Origin of the sequence: Pseudobacillus sp. 179-B 2D1 NHS, from assembly GCF_045370945.1 — a bacterium.
GTDB lineage: Bacteria > Bacillota > Bacilli > Bacillales > Domibacillaceae > Pseudobacillus.
In genome coordinates, this window is record NZ_JBIQDP010000004.1 from 89,700 (window position 1) to 112,779 (window position 23,080).

Below are 23,080 nucleotides of genomic sequence, written 5' to 3' on the forward strand. Positions count from 1 at the left end.
GAAAAACAGCTTTGATTAGTTGATAATAAAGACAAGATTGCAGTTTAGAAGGAATTTTATTGTACATATAGGGAGGAATTTAGGTGGATAATGAACTGAAAATTTTAGTCGTTGACGATGAAGAAAGGATACGTCGTCTGCTTCGGATGTATTTAGAGCGTGAAAATTATGAAGTCGATGAAGCAGAAGACGGAGAAGCAGCTCTTGAGCTTGCGTTGAATAAAGAATATGACTGCATTCTGTTGGATATTATGATGCCTGGTAAAGACGGCATTGAAGTGTGCAAGGAATTGCGAGAAAAGAAATCTACGCCTGTAATCATGTTAACGGCAAAAGGAGAAGAGGCAAACCGGGTCCAAGGCTTTGAAGTGGGGACGGATGACTATATTGTGAAGCCGTTCAGTCCGAGAGAAGTTGTTTTGCGGGTCAAAGCACTGCTTAGAAGATCTTCGCCAACCTCTTATTTACAAACGGATACAAAGTCTAAAGATTTAATTGTCTATCCGCATTTAACCATTGATAATGACGCACACCGCGTTACTGCTGATGGAGAAGAAGTGAATTTAACACCTAAAGAGTATGAACTGCTTTATTTTCTTGCTAAATCGCCGGACAAAGTATTTGACCGGGAGCATTTACTAAAAGAAGTATGGCATTATGAGTTTTTTGGCGACTTGCGCACAGTGGATACACATGTAAAGCGCCTGCGTGAAAAATTAAATAAAGTGTCAGAGAAAGCATCAAAAATGATTGTGACAGTATGGGGAGTAGGCTATAAATTTGAGGTCGTAAATGAATGAAGCTTTGGAGAAGTGTAGTAGGGAAACTGTGGATGACGATTTTGCTGCTCGTTTCTTTTGTTCTTTTCTTTCTTACCATTTTGTTGCTGGAATTCTTTGAGAATTATCATACGAACGAAGTGGAGAGCGGATTATCAGAAACAGCGGTAAAAATCGCTAAGGTAATTTCCGAACATGAAGACAAAAAAACAGGAATGGAAGTAGCCTGGGAGCTGGTGGATGAGCCTGTTCATGTCATTATTGCTGAAAACAGAGAGACTTTTCATTATTCACCGAATGATTCGGCCCTCAATCGACTCAAACGAAGTGAGATAGTGAATCACCCTATATTATCTCGTGTATTTACAGATAAAAAGAAAGTAAAAGCAGAATTGGAGGTAAATGAAGACGGCCGGACCAATCGCCATGAGAACTCAATTGCTATTGCTGTTCCACTCGAAATGAAGAAGGGCCAGGGCGGCGCTGTTATCATTTATCAATCTCTTGAAGTCATTAAAGAAACCTCTCATCAAACGACGAAGCTTATTCTGCTGGCTGCTGGCATTGCGATTTTTTTAACGACGATTTTTGCCTTTTTCCTGTCAACGAGAATTACAGCTCCTTTGCGTAAAATGAGAGAGGCAGCCAATGAACTGACGAAAGGAAACTTCGATACGACGGTTCCTATTTTAACGAGTGATGAAATTGGGGCGCTGGCCACTTCGTTCAATCAAATGGCAAAGCAGCTCAATCACAATATTCACGCGTTAAACCAGGAAAAAGAGCAACTGGCTAGCATCTTGAGCAGTATGGCTGATGGCGTTATAACCTTTAACCGGGACGGCACGATCTTAATTACTAACCCGCCGGCAGAACGATTTTTGCAAAATTGGTATTATGAAGTGGAGAAAGAAAACCCAAAGCAAATGATGCCTTCGCTCGTCGAAGAACTCTTGAAAGAGGCGGTTCAAACAGAGACCGAAAAAATTGGCGAGTTTTCTATTCAAGGCCGTTCTTATGTCATTATTGTTAGTCCGCTTTATAATGGGAAAAACGTTCGTGGAGCGGTTGCTGTTGTTCGTGATATGACGGAAGAGCGCCGGCTTGACAAGTTAAGAAAGGATTTTGTAGCGAACGTTTCTCATGAGCTTCGTACGCCGATTTCTATGCTTCAAGGCTATAGCGAGGCAATCATTGATGATATTGCTGCTACAGAAGACGAAAAAAGAGAAATGGCTCGAATCATTTATGATGAGTCACTGCGGATTGGCCGGCTTGTCAATGAGCTTTTAGATTTGGCACGGATGGAGGCGGGACATATTTCTTTGAATCTAGAAGAAGTGGATTTTCCAGCGTTTATTCAGCGGGTGACTGATAAATTCCAAGGGATTGCCAAAGAAAAGCATATTGATTTAACGTGGCAGATTCCTAATGAAAAAATATTAACTAAATTGGATCCTGATCGCATTGAGCAAGTTTTAACCAACTTGATTGATAATGCTTTGCGCCATACACCGGAACATGGCTTCGTAAAAGTGAGCTATGAGTTAAAAGCAGATGGCCATCATATATCCGTCCAGGATTCTGGAGCGGGAATTAGCGAAGAGGATTTGCCTTTTGTGTTTGAACGCTTTTACAAAGGGGATAAGGCCCGGACAAGAGGCCGTTCTGGAACGGGGCTCGGCCTTTCCATTGCAAAGAATATTATCTCCGCTCATAATGGCAGCATTAAAGTACAGAGCAAATTGGGACAAGGAACCATTTTCTCATTTCGCCTGCCCGGAGAGTAAGTAATTTACCGCTTTGCTTGTTTATCCAGAAAAATAGTCATACTGGAAACGCTTTCCGTCATACAACTAAAAGGGCAGCAAAAAAGCAAGTTGGAGGCGGTGCACCATGAAAGACTACATGAAACGTTTTATGATCGCTTTGCTTATGGCTTTGTGTGTTAGTTTGTTGATGATCGGGGGAGGGCTTGCACAATCAAGAAATGAGAAAAAGCAGTCTCTTATCCATAATAGTCACTTGGAGGAGATAGCAGGAAGGGTACATACAGATAGTGTGGCTCGGCAGCAAAGTATGTAAATCTAGGTTATTAGCAAAAGCAAGGGGCTGCCCCCCTTGCTTTTTTTTTGGGGGATTGTTATTATTTAATTAAATCTACTGGTCGTTACTTGTTGTTGTAACAGGTGAAGGCCGCTAGGAAAAATCTTATATTCATCTTCGGGGCAGGGTGAAATTCCCGACCGGCGGTATGGAAATAATCGTTTCTAAGCCCGCGAGCCGCAAGGTTGATTTGGTGAGAAGCCAAAGCCGACAGTATAGTCTGGATGGGAGAAGGTGAAGGTCTGCCGGCGTTCAAAATGTGCAGATTTGAACGTTTATTTGAGTATGACTTTTCTCCCTCAAGCTACTAGCTTGGGGGTTTGTTGTTCCTCAAGGATTTGGCAGCCTTTCTTCTTATGAATGATGAATGAGAAGAAGGAGAGAATTGTTGTGAAAAAAATGAATATCCGTATGTTGACGTCTGTGGGGTTATTGAGCACGCTTTCTTATTTACTCATGCTGCTGAATTTTCCAATTCCCCCGTTTCCAAGCTTTTTAATGATTGACTTCAGCGACATTCCTGCACTAATCGCTGCTATTATCTTTGGGCCGCTTGCTGGTATTATGGTAGAACTAGTGAAAAATATTTTAGACTTTTTTATGACTGGAAGTCCGACCGGTGTGCCAGTCGGCCACTTAGCCAACTTCGTTGCTGGCATTGCTTTTATTCTTCCGGTTTATTATGTATATAAGAAGTTTGAGACGAAAAAAGGCTTAACTTTTGCTTTAGTAGGTGGAACGGTGTTTATGGCAGTTATGATGAGCGTGTTAAATTACTATATTGTTCTTCCTGCTTATACACTTTTCTTAAACGCACCAGCTATGAGTGCGCCGGAGACGAAGCAAATGGTCGTTTCAGCTATCCTGCCTTTTAATATTGTTAAAGGAATTTTAATGGCTGCTGTCTTTATGCTCATTTATTCCCGAATTTACGTTTGGATGCGTAAACAAACAGCTGTCTCTTAAAATGTTACTAATAATAAGCTCTAAAAGTGGATGAAAAGACTTTTAGAGCTTTTTTATATGCTCCCATGGACCTGTGTACCAGTCAAAAAGTTCTTGAATGTTATAGTGCAAAGGGTATAATTATCCGTAGAAAATAGACATTTATACGGAAGAAAGATGAAGTGGAGGAGCAAATAGTGAATTTTTCAATAGGAAAAAAGTTATACTCTGGATTTATTGCAGTTTTGGTGATTTTAGTTATCGTAGGGGTTATTGGGTACCTGGCAGCTATCAAAATTGATAAGGAATACACGTTCTTGCTTGATGACCGTGTAAAAAAGATAGAAATGGTGAATGAAGTAATTACCATAGAAAAAGATATGTCTATCAACTCGCTCGCTTACTTTGCCTTTTCTGAACAGCGGGATTTGGACGCAATTAAGTCAAAACAAGAAGAATTTGCCAACATACTTAGTGAACTTAAACAGGCAACTAAACAGTCAAAGACTAAGGAAATATTAAATGAACTAGAAGAGGCGGGCGCCCGATATAACGAACTTACTTCTAAAGTCTTTGAAAGCCAGGAGAAGGGCCTGGAAGCTGAAACAAATAAATATGTCACCGAGACTAACGAAGCGGAAGAAGCATTAAAAGATAAAGCATTGGAATTAAAACAAGTGCAGATGGAAGAGGTGAACGAAACAAGAACGGAACTAAAACGTTACGTGGTGGCAACAAAAATATTTTTAATTTTGCTTGTAGCAGCCGGAACGATTTTAGGAGGCGTTATTGCTTATTTCATAGCACGATCGATTACAAGACCAGTCAGAAAGGTAACAGCTGCCTTGAAGGAAGTGACAGCAGGTAATTTGCAGGTAGACAAGCTGCGCATAAGAAATAAAGACGAGGTTGGAGAAATGGGAATGGCCTTCAATCAGCTGGTAGAGGATTTGCAAAATATCCTTGGCAAGGTTAATCAATCTGCTCTCCAACTATCTGCCCAATCTCAGGAATTGTCAGCTAGTACAGAACAAAGCGCTGCTTCTTCGCAAATGATGGCAAGTACAGCGGAGGAAAATATGAAAGGAAGCAGCATGCAGCGAGAGCTTATTAGCGAGGCAGTGGTGTCTATGGAGGAAATGTCAGAGGGGATTAAACAGATTGCCGAAAGCAACGAAAACATGCTTCATTCTGCTGAAGTAGTAGAATCGTTAGTTGGCCAGGGAGAAGAGGCTACTGAGCATGTATCTGATCAAATTGAAGATATTCATGTGTCCATAAAAGAAACAGAAGAGTACATGAAAATTTTAGAAAACCATGCGTCTGAGATACAGAAGGTGACCGGGTTAATTACCGCTATTTCTGAGCAGACCAATTTGCTCGCCTTAAATGCGGCCATTGAAGCGGCGCGTGCAGGGGAAGCTGGAAAAGGCTTTGCTGTCGTGGCAGAAGAGGTGCGCAAACTTGCTGAGCAGTCAAAAACTTCTGCGGCTGAAATTGCTGCGATGGTCAAAGAAATCCAAAAGGACACAAGTTTAGCCGCTGCATCTATTCAGGCTGGAAGCAATAAGGTGGAACAAGGCTTATCTGCTTCACAAACATCCCTTAAAGTGTTCAAGGAGATCAAGTCATCTGTAACAGATGTAGGGGAAAAAGTAGAGACCGTTTCAGCAGCGATTGAAGAATTAGAAGCCATGACAGAAGCTGTTTCACAGAGTGCTCATCAAGTAAGAGCAATTGCTGAAAAAACTGCTACTATAGCCCATGATTCGAGCGCAGCGACTGAAGAACAGCTAGCAGCCATTGAACAAATAGCAACAAGTTCACAAGCTCTGGCCTCATTGGCTACAGAGCTTCAAACTGAAGCGAGTAAATTCAGGATGTAAAGATAAAAAACCGGTGAGATCCTTGTCTCACCGGTTTTTTACTGGCACGTTTTATTCGTGTTTTAAAGGGTCGCCTTCAAATGGCTCATCTGCCACTTTGATCGAGTCTGTTGGGCAGCCTTCAAAAGCATCCTGCATGTCTTCTTCCAATACTTCCGGAACTGGCGTGTTTCCTTCATTGTCATCTAAAATTACGAATGCAAGGCCTTCATCATCGTAGTCATAGATATCAGGGGCAGCAGCACCGCAGGCGCCACAGGCAATGCATGTATCCTGATCAACAATTGTATATTTTGGCATGTCAAAACCTCCTAAGATCTATCCAAGCTATGTGGCATTTGCTTACCCACGCTCGTTTGAAAACTTCTTCCCTCATTGTATATCCGATTAGTTTTCTTTTCAATCATAATTTCTTAATAAAAAAATGATAAGGCTTTCATTAGCAATTCCTCCACATACGAGGAATTTTGACAAATTTCATGGTAAAATAAATGAAAGTACGAAAAGGGAGGCAAGCCATGCCTTTTCTACAAGCAATCTTATTGATGATGATTAATCAAATAAACGGACAAAGAACAGCTTCATCTATTTTTCATCTGTTAAAGGGAAAGAAGTCTTCGCAAACGATACAAGATGCCCGATTATATCATTTAGACAAATGGTTTCAGACAGCTTCCTTTTTGGAGAGAACGGCCTTTGAGCAAATTATCCATGATTTAACTGACCGGCAGCTCATCGAAGTGGATGAACTAAAACGCGTACGTGTGACAAACACGGGAAGGACAAGACTGGAGGTTCTCTCTGAAACTCTGCCTCCACTTGAGTTTTTACATGGATGGAGCTTGCAGGATTGCGCTGTGATTTTTTGGAAAAGACTCTCTTTAACTGTTCAGGTCGCTTCGCATTTAATTTACCGGGACGATGCTTATCTTCCAATAACGAAAGATGAACAAATTCAAGCATGGTTGAAATCATTTTTAGCAACCAGACAGCTGTCGAAGAAAACCTTGGCAGCCTATCTTCATCACGAGCTGCTGACTCTTCTGCAAGAACAGCGGGTTGAAGATCCACTTATTTTAGTGCTGCGTCTTTCAGGAAAACAGCGAACCGGTAAAACAACAGTCCAGGCGGGAGAACTGCTTAGCATGGAAAGTGCTGAATATTGGTATCGCTTTTTGAACTTGATTCACTTTGCGATCCAACACATTATTCAGCATGCTGCACAGTTTCCGCTATTATTCACAATGATACAAGATATATACGAGCCGGTTGTTTTAACACAATCGACAAAAAAAACAGCAGATATGCTAAAAAAAGGTTTGTCCATTGAAGAAATTACAACTCATCGACGCTTAAAGCAAAGCACAGTAGAAGATCATGTGGTCGAGCTGGCTTTTAATTATCCGGGTTTTTCTATTCGGCCTTTTGTTGATAAAGCAACAGAAGAGCAGGTGCTCAAAGCGGCTGCTGTCCTTTCCAACAAGAGAATCAAGCCGATTAAAGAGCGGCTGCCGGATGTTTCTTATTTTCAAATTAGGCTTGTGCTGGCTAAATATAGCGGATAAAGGAAGATGAACATGGACCAGGTTTTATTTCAACGGTTTGGTTATTCTACTTTTAGAACCGGCCAAAAAGAAACAATTGAATCCTTGCTATCAGGCCACCACACATTGGCTATGCTTCCAACTGGAACAGGAAAGTCGCTATGCTATCAGCTACCAGCGTATTTGCTTCCGGGAAGTGTGCTTATAGTTTCCCCATTGTTATCACTTATGCAAGATCAGGTTGAGCAATTGAAAATGCGCGGGGAGAAAAGCGTGGCTGCTTTGAACTCATTTTTATCGTTCCAAGAAAAGCAACAAGTGATCCGCCGGCTGCCGAACTACCGCTTTATCTTTTTATCCCCCGAAATGTTGATGAGCGAGCAAGTGATTAAGGCGCTGAGGAGGGTACAGCTCTCTCTTTTTGTTGTGGATGAAGCGCATTGCATTTCCCAATGGGGCCATGATTTTCGGCCGGATTACCGTCTGTTAGGTGAAGTGAGAGAGCGGCTTGACTATCCTCTAACTCTCGCTTTGACAGCCACAGCCACAGCTGAAGTCAGGCGCGATATTATTCAGTACTTAAAGGTCGAACAGATGGAAGAGTGGATCTTCTCCGTGGACCGACCAAATATTGCAATGGCGGTAGAACAGCTCCCGTCACATGCTGATAAGCAAGCCAGACTGCTAAGGCTAATTAGCGAGCTTGAGAAGCCGGGAATTGTATATTTTTCAAGTAAGCGGGCAACAGAGGAGGGGGCTGGCTGGTTACGGCAGCATGGTATTGGAAAAGTAGCATTTTATCACGGGGGCATGGAACAGGAAGACCGCATTTTGATTCAGCAGCAATTTTTGCGTGATGAACTAGATGTTATTTGTGCGACCAGTGCCTTTGGAATGGGAGTGAATAAAGATAACATTCGGTTTGTTATTCATTATCATCTTCCAGCTCAGCTTGAATCTTATTTGCAGGAGATTGGCAGAGGCGGCAGAGACGGAGGAAGGGCGCTTTCCGTTCTGTTATATACCCCGGGAGATGAAGAGTTTCATTCGATGATAGCCGAAGGGGAATTTCCCTCCGACAGCCAAATTACCGGCTATTTATCTCCCTCTGACGGTCAGACAGAAGAGGAGCGGATAACGGCTTTGCAGCTGACTGACGTGCAGGCCCGTTTCCTTCGTCATTATGCTCAAGAAGCAGCGCGAAAAGGTCAGACCAATATTGCTGAGTATGTTATGGCCAAACGACAGGAACGGCTCAGGCAGAAGGAAGAAAAACGGCTGACGATGCTTCGGTGGGTACGGGCGAAGACATGCCGACGGCAAGAAATCCTTAACTATTTTGAAGAACAGCTGGAGAGTAAACCCGCTAATTGCTGTGATTTGTGCGGCATAGACTGGCAGAAATATAACAAGCGTGGTTCCCCAGAAAAACGTGAGGAGCTGGATTGGCAAGCTATTCTCAGTTCTTTGCTTCAAGTTGAGAGGTGACGGGAATAGACATATGAAAAGAAATAAGCAAGCTGATCTCATCCGGCAAATGACGGATAAAGAGGTGCTCCATGCTCTTTATTTAACGCAATTTCTTTTGCTGCTGTTATCACTCATTATCGGCAGTTTTGTATTTGAGGATTTAAAGGAGTTTTACCGCTTGTTTAAATGGTCCTTCGCGGATATCGTTATTTGGGGCGGAGGAGCGGGACTGTTAGTGGTTGCAATGGATTTATATTTAATGAAAAAGCTGCCTGAAAAGTATTATGATGACGGGGGCATCAATAACCGGCTATTCGCGAGCCGTTCTGTTGCAGAAATCTTTTTAATTGCTTTTTTGGTTGCAGTGTCTGAAGAAATTTTTTTCAGGGGAATGGTCCAGACGATAGTTGGATTCATTCCGGCAAGTATTCTTTTCGCTATCATTCATGTGAGGTATTTATCACAGTGGTATTTAACAATCAATGTCATTCTTCTAAGCTTTGGCATTGGCTGGCTATTTGAGTGGACTGGCAATCTAGCAATTGTCATAATGATGCATTTCACGATTGATTTTCTGCTGGGATTAGCCATTCGCCACAGACAAAATAAGAATGAATCATAAAGAAGGGATGAACTATGACGAAAGACCCTTATCGTGAGTTGGCGCAAAAGACTCGCGTAGAAATTCAAAGAGTTAAACGTGAGCAGGAAGAGCCGCCTGTTCAGGAAACAACCTCCTCACGAATGGAAAGAAAAGAGGAGAAAAAACAAAAGAAATACCCGTTGCTAAAAGTACTGCTCGTCTTTTTTATTACCTTGCCCTTTATTACGTTATTCTGGTATACACATGCAAGAGATCGTGACTACTCCTCAACGACTGTAGTGACCGAGAGTTCAAGTCCTTCCACGCCGCTATACGACGTATCCGAAGAAGAGGAGGAGCCGGATGAGCAGGCAAGGGAGGAGAAGACGACCAAAAATGATAAACAGATAGAGGAGAAATCAGCAGAGCCTGCTCAGGAGGTAATAGCTTCTACTGTGGAGGCACCTCCAGAAAAGACAAGCGAGCCGCCGGTTAAAGAAAAAGAGAAACAAGAAGCTGAGCCGGTTGACGAGAAACCAAAAGTAGAACAGGAAAAGGTACAAAAGGAAACTCGTCCGGAGAGACGAGTAGAAGAAAAAAAAGAAACGGCTCCGATACATAAGGAGCAGCCTGAAGGAAAAGTGGTCTATCATACTGTAAAGCCTCAAGAGACCGTTTTTAGGATCTCTATGATGTATTATAAGTCGCAAGAAGGAATCGAAAAAATAAGGCAAGCCAATCAATTGAATGGCAATGACATTCGAGTAGGCCAAGTGCTAAAAATTCCTCTACCCTAATTTTAGGTAGGGGAATTTTTAGCAGGTGTAAAATCATTATCATGAGGATAGTAATTAGAAAAATCAAAAAAATGAGGAATCTTGTCGAACTGTGATATAATCCATTTATGAAAACGCTTTATTTTAGTTAAGAGGGGATAGGTGTACATGGAGGGTCAAGAACTTAAAAGGGGTTTAGAAGAGAGGCATATTACGTTAATGTCGCTCGGCGCTTGTATCGGAGTAGGTTTGTTCTTGGGATCGGCTACTACGATCAAAATGGCTGGCCCGGCGATCTTACTAGCTTACATCGCGGCTGGTGCTGTCATGTTTGTGATTATGAGAGCGCTTGGAGAGATGGCTATTGAAAATCCAGTTGCTGGTTCTTTTAGTCGATATGCACAGGACCACCTAGGTCCTATTTATGGTTATATTACTGGTTGGAATTATTGGTTTTTATGGATTGTTACATGTATGGCAGAAATTACAGCGGTAGGAGTATACATGCATTTATGGTATCCAGATGTGCCTAATTGGATCTGGGCGCTTGCTGCACTGGTTATTATGTCCGCGGTAAACTTAATTACAGTGAAAGCTTACGGAGAGTTTGAATTCTGGTTTGCTTTAATTAAAATCGTCGCAATTATTTTAATGATTGTAGTAGGTCTCAGTATTATTTTGTTCGGAATTGGCAATGGGGGAGTAGCTACGGGCATTAGTAATTTATGGGCACACGGTGGCTTTGCCCCGAATGGCTTAAAAGGAATTTTAATCTCTATGACAATGGTCATGTTCGCTTATCTCGGCATTGAAATGCTCGGTGTAACGGCAGGCGAAGTAAGAAATCCAGAAAAAGCTATTTCGCGGGCGGTAAATACTGTGTTCTGGCGCATACTCGTTTTTTATGTTGGTGCATTATTTGTCATCATGTCCATTTACCCATGGAATGAAATCGGAACAGCAGGCAGTCCATTTGTTTTAACATTTGAAAAAATTGGTATCCCAAGTGCAGCGGGAATTATCAATTTTGTTGTTTTGACAGCCGCTCTTTCCAGCTGTAATAGTGGAATTTTTAGCACAGGGCGGATGTTGTTTAACCTGGCAGATCAAGGTCAAGCATCGCCTGCTTTTAAAAGAGTAGCTAAAACTGGTGTTCCATCTCGGGCCATTCTTGTATCAGCTGGTGTCTTGTTAATTGGTGTAATCTTAAATTATTTCGTTCCTGAGAAAGTGTTTGTATGGGTAACGAGCATTTCCACATTCGGCGCTATTTGGACATGGTCCATGATTTTACTTTCGCAGCTTCAGTTTAGAAGGGGGCTATCTGCTGAACAGCGAAAATCATTAAAGTTTGCTGCTCCATTCTGGCCAATCGGCTCCTATCTTTCTCTAGCTTTTCTGGCGATGGTTATCGTTTTAATGGCTTTTTCGCCAGATACGCGGATTGCTTTGTATGTGGGTCCATTATGGCTGCTGTTTTTAGTAGGCATGTATTATGGAAAAGGACTGCAGAAGCAGACATCTTAATACGGAAAGCTCCGGAGTTTGAGACTTCGGAGCTTTTTTAAATAATTAAAAGACTTTTTTGCGGTCTCTTTCCTCTTTTAGTATTTCGACGGCTTCTCGGAAACGCTGGGAGTGGATAATCTCCCGCTCGCGTAAAAAGCGGAGCCCATCGTTAAGGTCAGGATCGTCGCTTAAATCAATCAGCCATTGATAAGTAGCGCGAGCTTTTTCTTCTGCTGCGATATCCTCGTAGAGGTCGGCAATTGGATCGCCCTTTGCTTGTATATATTTTGCTGACCATGGGACACCGGCGGCATTATGGTAAAAGAGCGCCTTGTCATGGTCTGAGTAATGATCACCAAGACCTGCTGCCTTCATTTGGTCCGGTGTGGCATCTTTTGTCAGCTTATACACCATTGTGGCGATCATTTCCAGATGAGCAAACTCTTCTGTTCCAATATCGGTCAGCAAGCCGACTACCTTATCGGGGATGGTGTAGCGTTGATTGAGATAGCGCAGGGCAGCGGCTAATTCTCCGTCTGCTCCTCCGTACTGTTCGATTAAGTATTTGGCGAGCCTTGGGTTGCATGTGCTCACTCTCACTGGATATTGCAGCTTCTTTTCATATACCCACATAGTAATCTCCTTTCAGCGATCATCTTTATTACACTTGCCAAGGCCATGGAGTTCCTTTGTAATCAAATGGGTAACGGGAGTAGCTGTATCCGAAGCTCGTCAGCGCTCCGTATTTTTTTTCGAAAGCTTTTTTTAGAGTTTTGCTTAATTTTACGTGCTCATTATATTGCTTTATTGCTTCAAGATCGTCAGGATGGGTATGAAGATAGAGAACTAATTCAACAATGACAAAATCGACGGCCTGGATCTCTTCCAGCTCGCTGTAGTATTCAGGGGGCAGTTGTTTTTGTTTCATTCTCTAACCCCCTTCTTCATTTCTCTTAATGAATAGTATGGATCATAAAAGCATTTCCATAGTGTCCCGGCTTTTAGGGCCGCGTGGGCCGGGAATTGTTCAAGGCCCGGCGGTTGAAATCCGACGTACAATTGGGGCGGAGTGGAATATCTCTTTACTCTTATGGGCGGACAGGGGTCCAGTGGACTTATATACGGACGGTATGTTTTGTACCAGGTGCAGTTGTTCATTCCCTTCCTCCTTTTTTATACTTCAATCTATATGTATGGAGGAGTAGGGGACATTATTTCTTTTTTTCGTTTAATCTGTTATTCTGATTATTATTTTGCATTATTATTATTTAGGGAACGAAGGGAAAAGTGATGTTGTATTTACTAATCGTCTTTCTCCTCATATTAAGTGTCATCGTTTTTATGTGGAGAGAAGCACTGAGAAACGAAGTAATCGCCGATGTACTTTTATTTAAATGCTATCCATGCCAGCAGCCGTTAACGATCTTTTTTATCTCGGATATTCATCGGCGGACTATTCATCCGTCCATTCTTAAAAGAGTAAGTGGAAAAGCGGATATTGTTATTATTGGCGGGGATCTAGCAGAGAAAGGGGTGCCGCTGGAGCGAATATCCCATAATTTGCAATGCCTGAAACAGGTAGCTCCTGTTTTTTTTGTGTGGGGAAACAATGACTATGAAGTCCCTGCTGAAGAGCTGTCTAAATTGTTTCAAAAGCACAGTGTCCACGTTTTGCGCAATGAGTCTTTTTGTTTGCCGGTTAGTATGGATTGTGATGTACCGGTATATTTGCTAGGGACAGACGATGTTAGCAAAGGCAGGAGCAGTAAATCCTCCACTTTTAGTGAAGTGCCCCAGAGAGCCTTCAAAATTTTGATTAGCCATAATCCGGTTTTTGAGAAAAAGCTGGCTGCTGCTGACGGAGTTTCACTGTTCTTGAGCGGTCATACACATGGAGGGCAAATTCGGTTTTTCGGCGTTGGCCCTTATAAAAAAGGTGGCTGGGGAAACTCCGGAAAGATGAAAACACTCGTCTCAAATGGGTATGGAACGAGTGCTGTACCGCTTCGCCTCGGTGCTAAAGCAGAAACGCATTTAATTACAATCAAACAAGGATAAGCGGGCGTCTTTACCAAAATAGCATAACAACTCACCATCTGCGTTTTCCTTCATAGTATGTGATAAACAGGTCCTTAAGCAGGGGGCAGCAGACTATGAGGATAGAACGTTTATCAGATAATAAGGTGATGCTTTCCATTACTTACGAAGAGTTAAGAAAAAAAGGCTGTTTGAAAAAGCACATTCTTGAGGATTCATACATCTGGCACGAAATCTTTGATGAAATGCTGGATGTGATCGAGGAGCAGCTGGATATTGACACGGAAGGAATGATTGCCATTGAGGTTCATTCTATGTCAGGCGATGAGCTTGTTTTAATTTTAACGATTGATCATTTCGATTTTTTAAACAAAGTAGAAGACACACCGGCAGAGACAGAGGATGAATATGGCTGTGAGCTGACATTTAAGTTTGCGGATATTGAAGATGTCATTGGATTGGTCCATGATGAGAAAAAAGTGAGAGATGTGCAGAGTTCGCTTTTCTATTTTAAAGATGCTTATTACCTCTGTTTCTCATTTGATTTTGACAGCCAGTATGATGCGCTTGAGTCCGCTTTGTTGGAATATGGCTGGATGTCGAGTCTCTCTGAGGAGTTATTAAAAGAATATGCGATCCTTGTGATTCCATTGGAGGCAACGAGGAAGGTCTATGAATACTTTGTAAAGAAAGCATGATTCCTTTAAGGTCTATCCATTGAAAGTTAGACGTTTTTCTCCTATCATCAAAGTATAGCAGGAAATTTTGTTGTACGGATAACGAGGAGTGGAATTATGCGTAAGGAAGAATGTATTATTATAGGCGGCGGACCATGCGGACTGTCTGCTGCTATCGCTTTAAAGCAAATTGGCAAAGATCCGCTTGTTATTGAAAAAGGCAATATCGTAAATTCTATTTACAAATACCCGACACATCAAACGTTTTTCAGCTCAAGTGAAAAGCTCGCTATTGGGGATGTACCTTTTATCATTGAAGAACGGAAGCCAAAGCGCAACCAGGCACTGACGTATTACCGAGAAGTCGTAAAAATGAAAGAACTTCGCATTCACCGTTTTGAAACGGTTCAAAGAGTGGAGAAGCTGTCCGATGAGCAATTTCGGGTGTATACGTCGGCCGGAACATATGAAACAAAATATGTGGTTATTGCCACAGGTTATTATGACCATCCAAATTATATGCATATTCCAGGGGAGGGGCTCGATAAAGTATTTCATTATTTTAAAGAGGCCCACCCTTATTTTGATATGGATGTGGCTGTCATCGGCGGCAAGAACTCGGCTGTTGACGCCGCTTTAGAGCTTCACAAAGCAGGGGCACGGGTGACCGTTCTTTACCGTGGCAGCGAGTATTCCAAAAGTATTAAGCCGTGGATTCTTCCTGAATTTGAAGGACTTGTCCGGAACGAGGAAGTTAAAATGGAGTTTCATGCAGAGGTCATTGAAATTACGGAAGACGCCATTATATATCGCCAGCATGGTGTGGAAAAACAATTAAAAAATGACTTTGTTTTTGCCATGACCGGCTATCACCCGGATCACAATTTTTTAAGAGAAATGGGTGTAGAGATTGACGGAGAGACTGGCCGGCCAGTCTACAATGAGGAAACAAAAGAAACGAATGTGAAAGGAATTTTTATTGCCGGAGTTATTGCGGCTGGCAATAATGCTAACGAAATCTTTATCGAAAATGGTCGCTTTCACGGTGGTGAAATTGCAACAGCCATTGCCGAGAGGGAGAACATATAGAGTGTGTAAGGGTTTTTTTCCTTCTCTAAGCACGTACAGCCGAATTTGTAGATTCAGTTGTTTTTATAGTTTTTTATTAATCCAAACGGGCCTTATCGGCCCGTTTTTTATGATTCAAATAGTTTTTCAAGATTGTCGGAGGGGTGTTTAGAACCTAATGCAATAAGCAGTTTTAATCGTGCTTTCTGGCCATTCAGTCCATTTGAGAAGATGATCCCCAGTTCCTTCAATTGTTTACCACCGCCTTCATATCCATATATATCCTGGACAATGCCATTAAAGCATCTGGAGACGAGCACAACCGGGATTTTTTCCTCAATGAGTTCCTTGACTGCTGAAACGGCATCAGGAGGCAGGTTACCTTGTCCAAGCGCTTCAATCACTACTCCGTCATAACGTAGTTCTTTTAAAGCAGACAGCAAATACGAGTCCATACCGGCGTAGGCTTTAATCAGGGCGACGCGTTTGTCAACGGCTGCCACGGGAAACTTCTGACGGCGAGCCGGCTCATGATGAAAAAGAATTTTTCTTTTTGTAATAATTCCAATAGGTCCGTATTGCGGACTTTGAAAAGTTGAAATATTGCTCGTATGGGTCTTTGTTACATTGTCGGCCGAATGAATTTCGTCGTTCAACACAACAAGTACACCTTTCCCTTTTGCTTCGCTGCAAGCAGCGACACGGATAGATGAAATTAAATTATATAGACCATCTGCTCCGATTTCATTGCTAGAACGCATGGCGCCTGTAACAACTACTGGAACATCGGTTGTAAGTGTTAAATCTAGAAAATAAGCGGTCTCTTCCAGCGTATCGGTTCCATGAGTAATGACCACTCCATCAAAAGATTCTTGCTCTAGTGTCTCATCAATTAAATGTTTCAGTTTAAGCATCTCTTTTGGAGTAATGTGAGGAGAAGGAAGATGAAATGGTTCAGCAGAAACGATTGTCGCCGACTCATCTAACAAATGATCAAATGAAAAGAGCGGGTTTGTGCTGGTTGGCTTAACAGCACCGGATTGCTTATCTTCCTCCATTGAAATAGTTCCTCCTGTATGGATGACGAATATTCGTTTTTTTGACAAAAGAAAAACCTCCATTGTACAAATTTGGATTATCTATGTTCAATCCTTTTTAATAATGATACGATGAAGAAAACCGAAAGAAAAGAGGACGAAAGGATGCTGGCGGTTTTTTCGGCGGGGATAGCTCCTGGACTGGCGCTTTTATGCTATTTTTATTTGCGTGATCAATATGAAACAGAACCGGTGACAACAGTTGCAAAAGCTTTTATTTCGGGTGTGCTGCTTACTTTCCCAGTGATGTTTATCCAATATGTATTGGCGGAAGAGAAGATTGCTCTTTCCGGTGCGGCTACAGCTTTTTTATCGAGTGGATTGCTTGAGGAATTTGTAAAGTGGTTTATATTATTTTATCTAATTTACCAGCATACAGATTTTGATGAGCCCTATGATGGCATTGTATACGGGACAAGCGTCTCACTCGGGTTCGCGACAGCAGAAAATATTCTTTACCTGCTGGCTTATGGAGTGGAGCATGCTTTTTTTCGGGCGCTGTTGCCGGTTTCAAGTCATGCGCTTTTTGGCGTATTGATGGGGTTCTATCTGGGGAAGGCCAAATTTAGCCAGGACGGCAAGGAAAACAGGCGACTGTGGCTTTCACTCTTAATCCCGTCTTTATTACACGGGTTGTACGATTACATTTTATTGATTGAGTCTGTCTGGCTCTATTATATAATTCCATTTATGTTGTTTCTTTGGTGGCTGGCGTTAAAGAAAGTGAAACAAGCCCACCGCTTGTCTGATCAGCACCATCTTCGTCTTGTGCGGAATAAAAGCTCTTAATTGAAAAAAACTATATGTATACCGAAACGCCCCTACAGGCTGCTTAGAAGCGTTTGATTTTTTAAGAGATGAAGCTAAAAGGGGAAGAGGAGGAGACGGCATAAAAGCCTTTGAAGTGCCGCCGACCGCCAACTATCGACTATTTGAGAAGCTCTTAATTCAAAAGAGCTTCTTTTTTTGTATAAAAATATGCACCTTGCAAAAAATAGCTGTACACATCATCTATCAGATGGAGGGTAAAAAAATGAGGATGGATCTCAATGTGAAACAAACAGCTGTTATCATTTCATTGGCTATTAGTCTCTTCACCTGCAGCCTGCTGGCTATGCCGGAAACGTCTCGGGCATTTTCAGGACAGGTCATTCAAAAGGGGGCTTCCGGCGATGATGTTATTGAGCTTCAAGCAAGGCTTCAATACATTGGTTACTACAAAGGGAAAATTGATGGCGTATATGGCTGGGGAACTTATTGGGCTGTCCGTAACTTCCAGGAAGCTTTTGGACTGCCGATCGACGGGCTTGTTGGGGGAACCACAAAGAATAAGCTTGTAAAGGCATCTAAGTATGATGAAAGCTATGTAAAATCACAGATTGCAAAAGGCCGTTCCTTTACTCATTATGGGAAGGGCTCTTCAGGAGAAAACACATCAGCTCCAGCTCAAAGCGTCCCACCCGGTTTTTCCCAAAATGATATTCAGTTAATGGCCAATGCCGTGCATGGGGAAGCGCGCGGAGAACCCTATGAAGGGCAAGTGGCAGTAGCAGCGGTCATCCTAAACCGTTTGGAAAGCCAAAGCTTTCCGAACACAGTGTCAGGGGTTATCTTTGAGCCGCGGGCCTTTACGGCGGTGGCAGACGGACAAATTTGGCTAACACCAAATGAAACATCAAAGAAGGCCGTATTAGATGCGATCAATGGATGGGACCCGACAAGTAATGCTTTATACTATTTTAATCCTGATACAGCGACAAGTTCTTGGATTTGGTCTAGACCGCAAATTAAAAAAATAGGGAAACATATTTTCTGTCAATAAAAAGGGGGGACTACGATGCTGCGTACATTAGCTATTGTTGTATTATCGCTGGCTGCTGTCGGGACGGGTTTCTGGGGGTATCAGGAACATAAAGAAAAGAACGCTATTTTAATTAATGCAGAAAACAGCTATCAGCGAGCATTTCACGATTTGACTTTTGGAGTCGATCGGATTCATGATCAAATTGGCACGACTCTGGCGATGAACTCTAGAAAGTCGCTTTCTCCAGCGCTTGCAGATGTCTGGCGGCTAACATCTGAAGCACAAAATGATGTAGGACAACTGCCACTAACGCTATTGCCGTTTAATAAAACAGAAGAGTTTCTTGGCAGTATCGGAGATTTCAGCTATAAAACAGCTGTAAGAGATTTAGATAAAGAACCGCTTACTGATAAAGAATATAATCATTTGAAAAACTTATATGAGCAATCAGCTGATATTCAAAACGAACTGAGAAAAGTGCAGCATATGACACTGAAAAACAACTTGAGATGGATGGATGTTGAACTTGCTTTAGCTGCAGAAAAAGAAGGAACCGATAACACGATTATTGATGGATTTAAAACAGTTGAAAAGAAAGCCGAGGGCTATAGTGAAACAAATACCGGTACGCTTCCAGGCAATACAAACCAACTGGATATAAATCATTTAAAGGACAATAAAGCAGCACCTATTACTAAAAAAGAAGCACAAATGCGAGCCGCAAAGTATGTTCAAATGAAGCAGATAAACGATGTAAAGGTCACAAAAAGCGGAAAAGGCTCGGACTTTTCTTTTTACAGTGTATACATGAAAAATAAAAAAGGCGAAGAGGCGAACATCGATATAACGAGAAGAGGCGGCTACCCACTTTGGTACATGATCAACAGAGAAGTAGGGAAACCTACGATCAGTTTAAATGAAGCAAACAATAAAGCCACCGCTTTTTTAAATCGTCATCAAATGAAGGATTTAGCACTTTATGACAGTACTCAGTATGACAATGTCGGCGTGTTTACTTTCGTTGGTGAACAAGAAGGTGTTCGGATTTACCCTGATACCGTTAAAGTGAAAGTAGCTTTGGATAACGGACAAGTGATCGGAGTCACGGCGAATGAATATTTGGCGAATCACCATAAGAGGAAGTTGGAAAAGCCGGTATTGACCGAGAAAGAAGCAGAAACATACATTAACCCGAGGGTCCGCATTCAGGAAAAGCGGCTTGCGGTCATTAAAAATGAGCTGAACCAGGAAGTGCTCTGTTACGAATTCCTAGGCACACTCGGTGAAGAAACGTATCGGGTTTTAATTAATGCAAAAGATGGAACAGAAGAGCAGGTGGAAAAGATGCGTCAATCGGAACCAGTTTATGACAACTTGCTATAAAAGTTCCAATTCAAGCGATCTTCCATTGCTTTTTTACTAATCACCTACTATAATTCGAAGAAAGAATCAGTGTAAGGACCCAATAGGAAGAAGGAATTAGGTGAGTGATAAAGATGATTGAAACAGGGATGTATTTACTGCTTGTTTCTAGAGAAAAAGATCAGGAAGAGCATTATCGCTGCCGGGTAGCAGATATTGATGAGGGAGTCATACTTATTGATTATCCCGTAAACATAGGTACAAATCGCTCTACCTTTTTTGTAGATGGCATGCAGCTTTCAGCTGAGTTTATTGACCCAAAATATTCTTCAGCAGTCTACACATTTGACACGGAAGTAAAAGGGCGGACGAAAAGAGATATTCCACTTTTAATCCTTCATGATCCCGGGTTGGAAAAATATGTGCGTATTCAAAGACGAAAGTTTGTACGGGTGCCTATACCGGTGGATGCAGCTATCTATTTAGAAAATGTTGCGCCCTTTACGGCAGCTACAGAAGATATTAGTGCGGGGGGGATCGCTGTTCCTCTGCCAGAAGGGATAGACGTGAGCAATGAACAACAGGGAAGAGTCTATCTTTCTGTGCCAATGCAATCGGGTGACCACCATTACTTCGAAATAACTGCGCGTGTTGTAAGGCTTCGCATAGATGATAAAGGCCGGCCAATTGCCTCTATTGAATTTGTTGATATTCCACGGACAGATCAGCAGATTTTGCTTCGTTTCTGTTTCGAACGCCAGCTGATTATGAAAAGAAAAGGATTGATCCAGTAACTCCCTGCCAACCGGCAGGCTTTTTTTTGGAGAAATAATCTCTCTTCATGTGATAGAATAAGGAGAAAAAATGTTTAGAAGGTGAACGTCATGAAAAGACAAATGCAAATAGCAATCGACGGTCCAGCTGCGGCAGGGAAAAGTACGGTAGCAAAGATCATTGCTGAAAAACTATCCTATATTTATATTGATACCGGGGCTATGTATCGAGCCCTGACTTATAAAGCTCTCCAGGCTGATGCTGACTTGGAGGATGCCGAAAAACTTCTGGAACTGCTCCAGGAGTCAGTGATTGATTTGAAGCCGGGGAAAGCTGGGCAGCTCGTATTTATTAACGACCAAGATGTGACAAATGAAATCAGAACGAGCACAGTAACAAACGCCGTTTCTTTTGTGGCCAAGCATGCCCCTGTACGTGAAGAGATGGTTAAGCGGCAGCAACTGTTTGCTAAAAAAGGGGGCGTAGTCATGGATGGACGTGACATTGGCACCCATGTGCTTCCCGAAGCAGAAGTGAAAATTTTTCTTAAAGCAAGTGTGGAAGAGCGGGCGAAAAGAAGACATTTAGAAAATATTTCTAAAGGATTTCCGTCAGATATAGAGAAATTAAAAGAGGAGATTACTCTTCGTGACAAAATGGACTCAGAACGGGAAGCCGCTCCGCTTAAAAAAGCAGAAGATGCAATAGAACTAGATACAACTTCCTTGTCTATTACAGACGTGGTGGATCGGATTATTTCAATTGTAAAGGAAAGAGAACAGGCATGGTAACATTTTATACAATCGCAAGGTCAGTCGTAAAATCGGTATTAATGCCGCTGTACCGTGTGGAAGTACATGGGCGGGAGCATTTTCCGAAAGAAGGCGGTGTGCTCCTATGCAGCAACCACATTGATAATCTTGATCCTCCAATAGTAGGCATTACGGCCCCAAGGCCTATTTTGTTTATGGCAAAAGAAGAATTGTTTAAAGTTCCTATTTTCGGGAAAATGTTAGCTAACTTAAATGCGTTTCCAGTCAAAAGAGGAGCGAGCGACAGAGATGCTATTCGAAAGGGACTTAAATTTTTAAAAGAAGGAAAAGTTCTTGGGCTTTTTCCGGAAGGAACCCGTTCAAAAACAGGGGAAATCGGTGAGGGAATGGCAGGAGCCGGATTCTTTGCTTTGCGCACAAACGCTTATGTTATTCCTTGTGCCATCATCGGTCCCTATAGAATGTTCCGCAAGCTGAAAGTAGTCTACGGTCCTCCGATTGACATGGAGGATCTGCGCAGCCGTAAAGCAAGTGCTGAAGAAACAACTGCTGTTATCATGGCCCATATTCGCCGTTTAAAAGAGGAAGCACATTAAAAGCATACTGCTTGACAAATGTGGGCAATTGTTAGAAGTTAGTAGAAAGAATATTTTATCAAATAAATGTAAGCAGTTCTGTATTAAGGAGGAGTACATATGACAGAGGACATGAATCAGGTAGAAGTGAACAATTATACAGTGGGCGATAAAGTACAGGCAACTGTAGTAAAGGTGGAAGAAAAACAGGTTCAAGTTGAAATTGAAGGCAGTAAAAAAGACGGCATTATTCCAATTAGCGAACTTTCAAGCCTTCATGTCGAAAAAGCAACAGATGTGGTAAAGGAAGGCGACAAACTCGAACTTCAAGTAACGAAAGAAGAAGACGACCTTTATGTTCTTTCCAAGCGAAAAGCAGATGCAGAAAAGGCTTGGGCGGAAATGCAAAAGCGCTTCGAAAACGGTGAAGTGTTTGAAGCGGAAGTAAAGGAAGTAGTAAAAGGCGGTCTTGTTGTTGATCTTGGCATTCGCGGATTTATCCCTGCTTCGTTAGTGGAAGATCATTATGTGGAAGACTTTGAAGATTATAAAGGGAAAACAATGAACTTTAAAATTGTTGAGCTTGACCAAGAGAAAAACCGCTTAATCTTATCCCATCGAGCTGTGATTGATATGGAAAAATCAGAAAACAAAAAGAAAGTGCTTTCTGAAATCCAAGCGGGCGACGTTCTTGAAGGGAAAGTTCAGCGTCTGACTGATTTTGGCGCTTTCGTTGATATCGGCGGCGTAGACGGTCTTGTTCATATTTCCCAGCTATCACATGAGCATGTTGAAAAGCCATCTGATGTCATTCAGGAAGGCCAGGAAGTAAAGGTGAAAGTTTTATCTGTAGACCGCGACAGTGAAAGAATTTCTTTATCTATTAAAGAAACGCTACCGGGACCATGGTCAGACATTTCTGAAAAGGCCCCTGTTGGTGCAGAGTTAACCGGTACGGTTAAGCGTCTCGTTTCTTACGGGGCATTCGTTGAAGTTTTCCCAGGAGTAGAAGGATTAGTTCACATTTCACAAATCTCCAACAAACACATCGGCACTCCACATGAAATATTAAAAGAGGGCCAGGAAGTAAAAGTAAAGGTACTTGATGTGAATGAAGAGGAAAATCGTCTTTCCTTAACGATGAAGCCATTTGATGAAGAACCATCTGCTCAGGAGAATGAATCGTACACTATGCCTGAAGAAAATACCGGCTTCCAGCTTGGTGAGATGATCGGTGATAAGCTGAAAGGTTTAAAAAGAGGAGAATAAGGAATAAGCTAAGTTCGGATCTGTTTTTATGGGTCCGTTCTTCTGC

25 protein-coding genes and 1 riboswitch are annotated in these 23,080 nt (G+C 42.1%); of the genes, 20 read left to right on the forward strand and 5 right to left on the reverse strand.

Annotation, left to right across the window (positions count from 1 at the left end; translation table 11 throughout):
- The first annotated feature begins 83 nt into the window (after positions 1-83).
- The 5 genes from ACH0BF_RS05620 (at position 84) to ACH0BF_RS05640 (ending at position 5,716) form a co-directional block, all read left to right on the forward strand.
- Positions 84-800, forward strand: a complete 717-nt coding sequence (locus ACH0BF_RS05620; RefSeq protein WP_120032683.1) for a response regulator transcription factor — start codon at positions 84-86, stop codon at positions 798-800.
- Entirely contained in the window at positions 797-2,569 is a 1,773-nt protein-coding gene (locus ACH0BF_RS05625) for an ATP-binding protein (RefSeq protein ID WP_406909006.1), read from the forward strand. The genes ACH0BF_RS05620 and ACH0BF_RS05625 overlap by 4 nt, the downstream gene beginning before the upstream one ends.
- Positions 2,570-2,675: 106 nt before the next feature.
- Positions 2,676-2,864, forward strand: a complete 189-nt coding sequence (locus ACH0BF_RS05630; protein WP_120032677.1) for a hypothetical protein — start codon at positions 2,676-2,678, stop codon at positions 2,862-2,864.
- Positions 2,865-2,994: 130 nt separating this feature from the next.
- A riboswitch (FMN riboswitch) is annotated at positions 2,995-3,125 on the forward strand.
- A 150-nt stretch (positions 3,126-3,275) separates the two neighbouring features.
- Entirely contained in the window at positions 3,276-3,851 is a 576-nt protein-coding gene (locus ACH0BF_RS05635) for an ECF transporter S component (RefSeq protein ID WP_120032674.1), read from the forward strand.
- Between the two features lie 176 nt (positions 3,852-4,027).
- Positions 4,028-5,716, forward strand: coding sequence for a methyl-accepting chemotaxis protein (locus tag ACH0BF_RS05640; protein WP_142927212.1), 1,689 nt, complete (start codon positions 4,028-4,030; stop codon positions 5,714-5,716).
- Between the two features lie 51 nt (positions 5,717-5,767).
- Here the strand turns inward: ACH0BF_RS05640 and ACH0BF_RS05645 are convergent, their stop codons facing one another.
- A complete protein-coding gene (locus ACH0BF_RS05645; RefSeq protein WP_049662954.1) occupies positions 5,768-6,016 on the reverse strand; it encodes a ferredoxin in 249 nt (82 codons plus the stop codon).
- Positions 6,017-6,234: 218 nt separating this feature from the next.
- Between ACH0BF_RS05645 and ACH0BF_RS05650 the strand changes: the two genes are divergently transcribed.
- The 5 genes from ACH0BF_RS05650 (at position 6,235) to ACH0BF_RS05670 (ending at position 11,616) form a co-directional block, all read left to right on the forward strand.
- Positions 6,235-7,281: a YpbB family protein gene (locus ACH0BF_RS05650; protein ID WP_340853446.1), complete on the forward strand. Its 1,047-nt coding sequence runs from the start codon at positions 6,235-6,237 to the stop codon at positions 7,279-7,281.
- Between the two features lie 12 nt (positions 7,282-7,293).
- Positions 7,294-8,748 carry a RecQ family ATP-dependent DNA helicase gene (locus ACH0BF_RS05655; protein ID WP_340853447.1) on the forward strand — a complete coding sequence of 485 codons (1,455 nt, stop codon included), beginning with the start codon at positions 7,294-7,296 and terminating at the stop codon, positions 8,746-8,748.
- A gap of 13 nt (positions 8,749-8,761) precedes the next feature.
- Positions 8,762-9,352 (forward strand): CPBP family intramembrane glutamic endopeptidase, encoded by a 591-nt coding sequence (locus ACH0BF_RS05660; protein WP_340853448.1) that lies wholly within the window; start codon positions 8,762-8,764, stop codon positions 9,350-9,352.
- Between the two features lie 14 nt (positions 9,353-9,366).
- The gene (locus ACH0BF_RS05665; RefSeq protein WP_340853450.1) at positions 9,367-10,110 is read left to right on the forward strand and encodes a LysM peptidoglycan-binding domain-containing protein; all 744 of its coding nucleotides are present in this window, start codon (positions 9,367-9,369) and stop codon (positions 10,108-10,110) included.
- A 147-nt stretch (positions 10,111-10,257) separates the two neighbouring features.
- The gene (locus ACH0BF_RS05670; protein ID WP_406909007.1) at positions 10,258-11,616 is read left to right on the forward strand and encodes an amino acid permease; all 1,359 of its coding nucleotides are present in this window, start codon (positions 10,258-10,260) and stop codon (positions 11,614-11,616) included.
- A 45-nt stretch (positions 11,617-11,661) separates the two neighbouring features.
- Here the strand turns inward: ACH0BF_RS05670 and ACH0BF_RS05675 are convergent, their stop codons facing one another.
- From ACH0BF_RS05675 to ACH0BF_RS05685, 3 genes are read right to left on the reverse strand one after another with little or no spacing between them, the layout of a single operon-like run.
- Positions 11,662-12,231 (reverse strand): manganese catalase family protein, encoded by a 570-nt coding sequence (locus ACH0BF_RS05675; protein WP_340853452.1) that lies wholly within the window; start codon positions 12,229-12,231, stop codon positions 11,662-11,664.
- A 28-nt stretch (positions 12,232-12,259) separates the two neighbouring features.
- Complete coding sequence (locus ACH0BF_RS05680; RefSeq protein WP_120032653.1) at positions 12,260-12,526, reverse strand: spore coat protein CotJB; 267 nt, start codon at positions 12,524-12,526, stop codon at positions 12,260-12,262.
- Positions 12,523-12,756 (reverse strand): spore coat associated protein CotJA, encoded by a 234-nt coding sequence (locus ACH0BF_RS05685; RefSeq protein WP_120032651.1) that lies wholly within the window; start codon positions 12,754-12,756, stop codon positions 12,523-12,525. The genes ACH0BF_RS05680 and ACH0BF_RS05685 overlap by 4 nt, the downstream gene beginning before the upstream one ends.
- A gap of 132 nt (positions 12,757-12,888) precedes the next feature.
- On the opposite strand from ACH0BF_RS05685, the gene ACH0BF_RS05690 reads away from it, so the two are divergent.
- The 3 genes from ACH0BF_RS05690 to ACH0BF_RS05700 all read left to right on the forward strand — a co-directional run bounded on the left by ACH0BF_RS05690 (position 12,889) and on the right by ACH0BF_RS05700 (position 15,401).
- Positions 12,889-13,656 (forward strand): metallophosphoesterase, encoded by a 768-nt coding sequence (locus tag ACH0BF_RS05690; RefSeq protein WP_120032649.1) that lies wholly within the window; start codon positions 12,889-12,891, stop codon positions 13,654-13,656.
- 95 nt (positions 13,657-13,751) lie between these two features.
- Positions 13,752-14,333, forward strand: a complete 582-nt coding sequence (locus ACH0BF_RS05695) for an adaptor protein MecA (protein ID WP_120032646.1) — start codon at positions 13,752-13,754, stop codon at positions 14,331-14,333.
- A gap of 96 nt (positions 14,334-14,429) precedes the next feature.
- On the forward strand, positions 14,430-15,401 hold the full coding sequence (locus tag ACH0BF_RS05700; RefSeq protein ID WP_120032644.1) for a YpdA family putative bacillithiol disulfide reductase: 972 nt from the start codon (positions 14,430-14,432) through the stop codon (positions 15,399-15,401).
- A 107-nt stretch (positions 15,402-15,508) separates the two neighbouring features.
- Here ACH0BF_RS05700 and ACH0BF_RS05705 read toward each other — a convergent pair whose 3' ends face one another.
- Positions 15,509-16,486, reverse strand: a complete 978-nt coding sequence (locus ACH0BF_RS05705) for an asparaginase (RefSeq protein WP_340853454.1) — start codon at positions 16,484-16,486, stop codon at positions 15,509-15,511.
- 96 nt (positions 16,487-16,582) lie between these two features.
- On the opposite strand from ACH0BF_RS05705, the gene prsW reads away from it, so the two are divergent.
- From prsW to rpsA, 7 genes are all read left to right on the forward strand, one after another.
- Complete coding sequence (prsW, locus tag ACH0BF_RS05710) at positions 16,583-17,266, forward strand: glutamic-type intramembrane protease PrsW (protein ID WP_120032637.1); 684 nt, start codon at positions 16,583-16,585, stop codon at positions 17,264-17,266.
- Positions 17,267-17,510: 244 nt separating this feature from the next.
- A complete protein-coding gene (sleB, locus tag ACH0BF_RS05715) occupies positions 17,511-18,299 on the forward strand; it encodes a spore cortex-lytic enzyme (protein WP_182916971.1) in 789 nt (262 codons plus the stop codon).
- A gap of 15 nt (positions 18,300-18,314) precedes the next feature.
- On the forward strand, positions 18,315-19,664 hold the full coding sequence (gene ypeB, locus ACH0BF_RS05720; RefSeq protein WP_120032635.1) for a germination protein YpeB: 1,350 nt from the start codon (positions 18,315-18,317) through the stop codon (positions 19,662-19,664).
- Between the two features lie 113 nt (positions 19,665-19,777).
- Positions 19,778-20,437, forward strand: a complete 660-nt coding sequence (locus tag ACH0BF_RS05725) for a flagellar brake protein (protein ID WP_340853457.1) — start codon at positions 19,778-19,780, stop codon at positions 20,435-20,437.
- Between the two features lie 90 nt (positions 20,438-20,527).
- Positions 20,528-21,208 carry a (d)CMP kinase gene (gene cmk / locus ACH0BF_RS05730; RefSeq protein ID WP_120032629.1) on the forward strand — a complete coding sequence of 227 codons (681 nt, stop codon included), beginning with the start codon at positions 20,528-20,530 and terminating at the stop codon, positions 21,206-21,208.
- Positions 21,202-21,786: a lysophospholipid acyltransferase family protein gene (locus tag ACH0BF_RS05735; RefSeq protein WP_340853459.1), complete on the forward strand. Its 585-nt coding sequence runs from the start codon at positions 21,202-21,204 to the stop codon at positions 21,784-21,786. Before cmk ends, ACH0BF_RS05735 begins: the two co-directional genes overlap by 7 nt.
- A gap of 99 nt (positions 21,787-21,885) precedes the next feature.
- Positions 21,886-23,034: a 30S ribosomal protein S1 gene (gene rpsA / locus ACH0BF_RS05740; RefSeq protein WP_120032625.1), complete on the forward strand. Its 1,149-nt coding sequence runs from the start codon at positions 21,886-21,888 to the stop codon at positions 23,032-23,034.
- Positions 23,035-23,080: the final 46 nt, after the last annotated feature.

Bases quoted from the DNA above. Each gene is read 5' to 3' on its own strand.
- ACH0BF_RS05725 (WP_340853457.1), top strand. From the start codon at position 19,778: ATGATTGAAACAGGGATGTATTTACTGCTTGTTTCTAGAGAAAAAGAT.
- ACH0BF_RS05670 (WP_406909007.1), top strand. From the start codon at position 10,258: ATGGAGGGTCAAGAACTTAAAAGGGGTTTAGAAGAGAGGCATATTACG.
- ACH0BF_RS05680 (WP_120032653.1), bottom strand. From the start codon at position 12,526: ATGAAACAAAAACAACTGCCCCCTGAATACTACAGCGAGCTGGAAGAG.
- ACH0BF_RS05645 (WP_049662954.1), bottom strand. From the start codon at position 6,016: ATGCCAAAATATACAATTGTTGATCAGGATACATGCATTGCCTGTGGC.
- sleB (WP_182916971.1), top strand. From the start codon at position 17,511: ATGAGGATGGATCTCAATGTGAAACAAACAGCTGTTATCATTTCATTG.
- ACH0BF_RS05690 (WP_120032649.1), top strand. From the start codon at position 12,889: ATGTTGTATTTACTAATCGTCTTTCTCCTCATATTAAGTGTCATCGTT.
- ACH0BF_RS05650 (WP_340853446.1), top strand. From the start codon at position 6,235: ATGCCTTTTCTACAAGCAATCTTATTGATGATGATTAATCAAATAAAC.
- ypeB (WP_120032635.1), top strand. From the start codon at position 18,315: ATGCTGCGTACATTAGCTATTGTTGTATTATCGCTGGCTGCTGTCGGG.
- ACH0BF_RS05685 (WP_120032651.1), bottom strand. From the start codon at position 12,756: ATGAACAACTGCACCTGGTACAAAACATACCGTCCGTATATAAGTCCA.
- ACH0BF_RS05675 (WP_340853452.1), bottom strand. From the start codon at position 12,231: ATGTGGGTATATGAAAAGAAGCTGCAATATCCAGTGAGAGTGAGCACA.
- ACH0BF_RS05655 (WP_340853447.1), top strand. From the start codon at position 7,294: ATGGACCAGGTTTTATTTCAACGGTTTGGTTATTCTACTTTTAGAACC.
- ACH0BF_RS05700 (WP_120032644.1), top strand. From the start codon at position 14,430: ATGCGTAAGGAAGAATGTATTATTATAGGCGGCGGACCATGCGGACTG.
- cmk (WP_120032629.1), top strand. From the start codon at position 20,528: ATGAAAAGACAAATGCAAATAGCAATCGACGGTCCAGCTGCGGCAGGG.
- ACH0BF_RS05735 (WP_340853459.1), top strand. From the start codon at position 21,202: ATGGTAACATTTTATACAATCGCAAGGTCAGTCGTAAAATCGGTATTA.
- rpsA (WP_120032625.1), top strand. From the start codon at position 21,886: ATGACAGAGGACATGAATCAGGTAGAAGTGAACAATTATACAGTGGGC.
- ACH0BF_RS05695 (WP_120032646.1), top strand. From the start codon at position 13,752: ATGAGGATAGAACGTTTATCAGATAATAAGGTGATGCTTTCCATTACT.
- ACH0BF_RS05660 (WP_340853448.1), top strand. From the start codon at position 8,762: ATGAAAAGAAATAAGCAAGCTGATCTCATCCGGCAAATGACGGATAAA.
- ACH0BF_RS05665 (WP_340853450.1), top strand. From the start codon at position 9,367: ATGACGAAAGACCCTTATCGTGAGTTGGCGCAAAAGACTCGCGTAGAA.
- prsW (WP_120032637.1), top strand. From the start codon at position 16,583: ATGCTGGCGGTTTTTTCGGCGGGGATAGCTCCTGGACTGGCGCTTTTA.
- ACH0BF_RS05630 (WP_120032677.1), top strand. From the start codon at position 2,676: ATGAAAGACTACATGAAACGTTTTATGATCGCTTTGCTTATGGCTTTG.
- ACH0BF_RS05625 (WP_406909006.1), top strand. From the start codon at position 797: ATGAAGCTTTGGAGAAGTGTAGTAGGGAAACTGTGGATGACGATTTTG.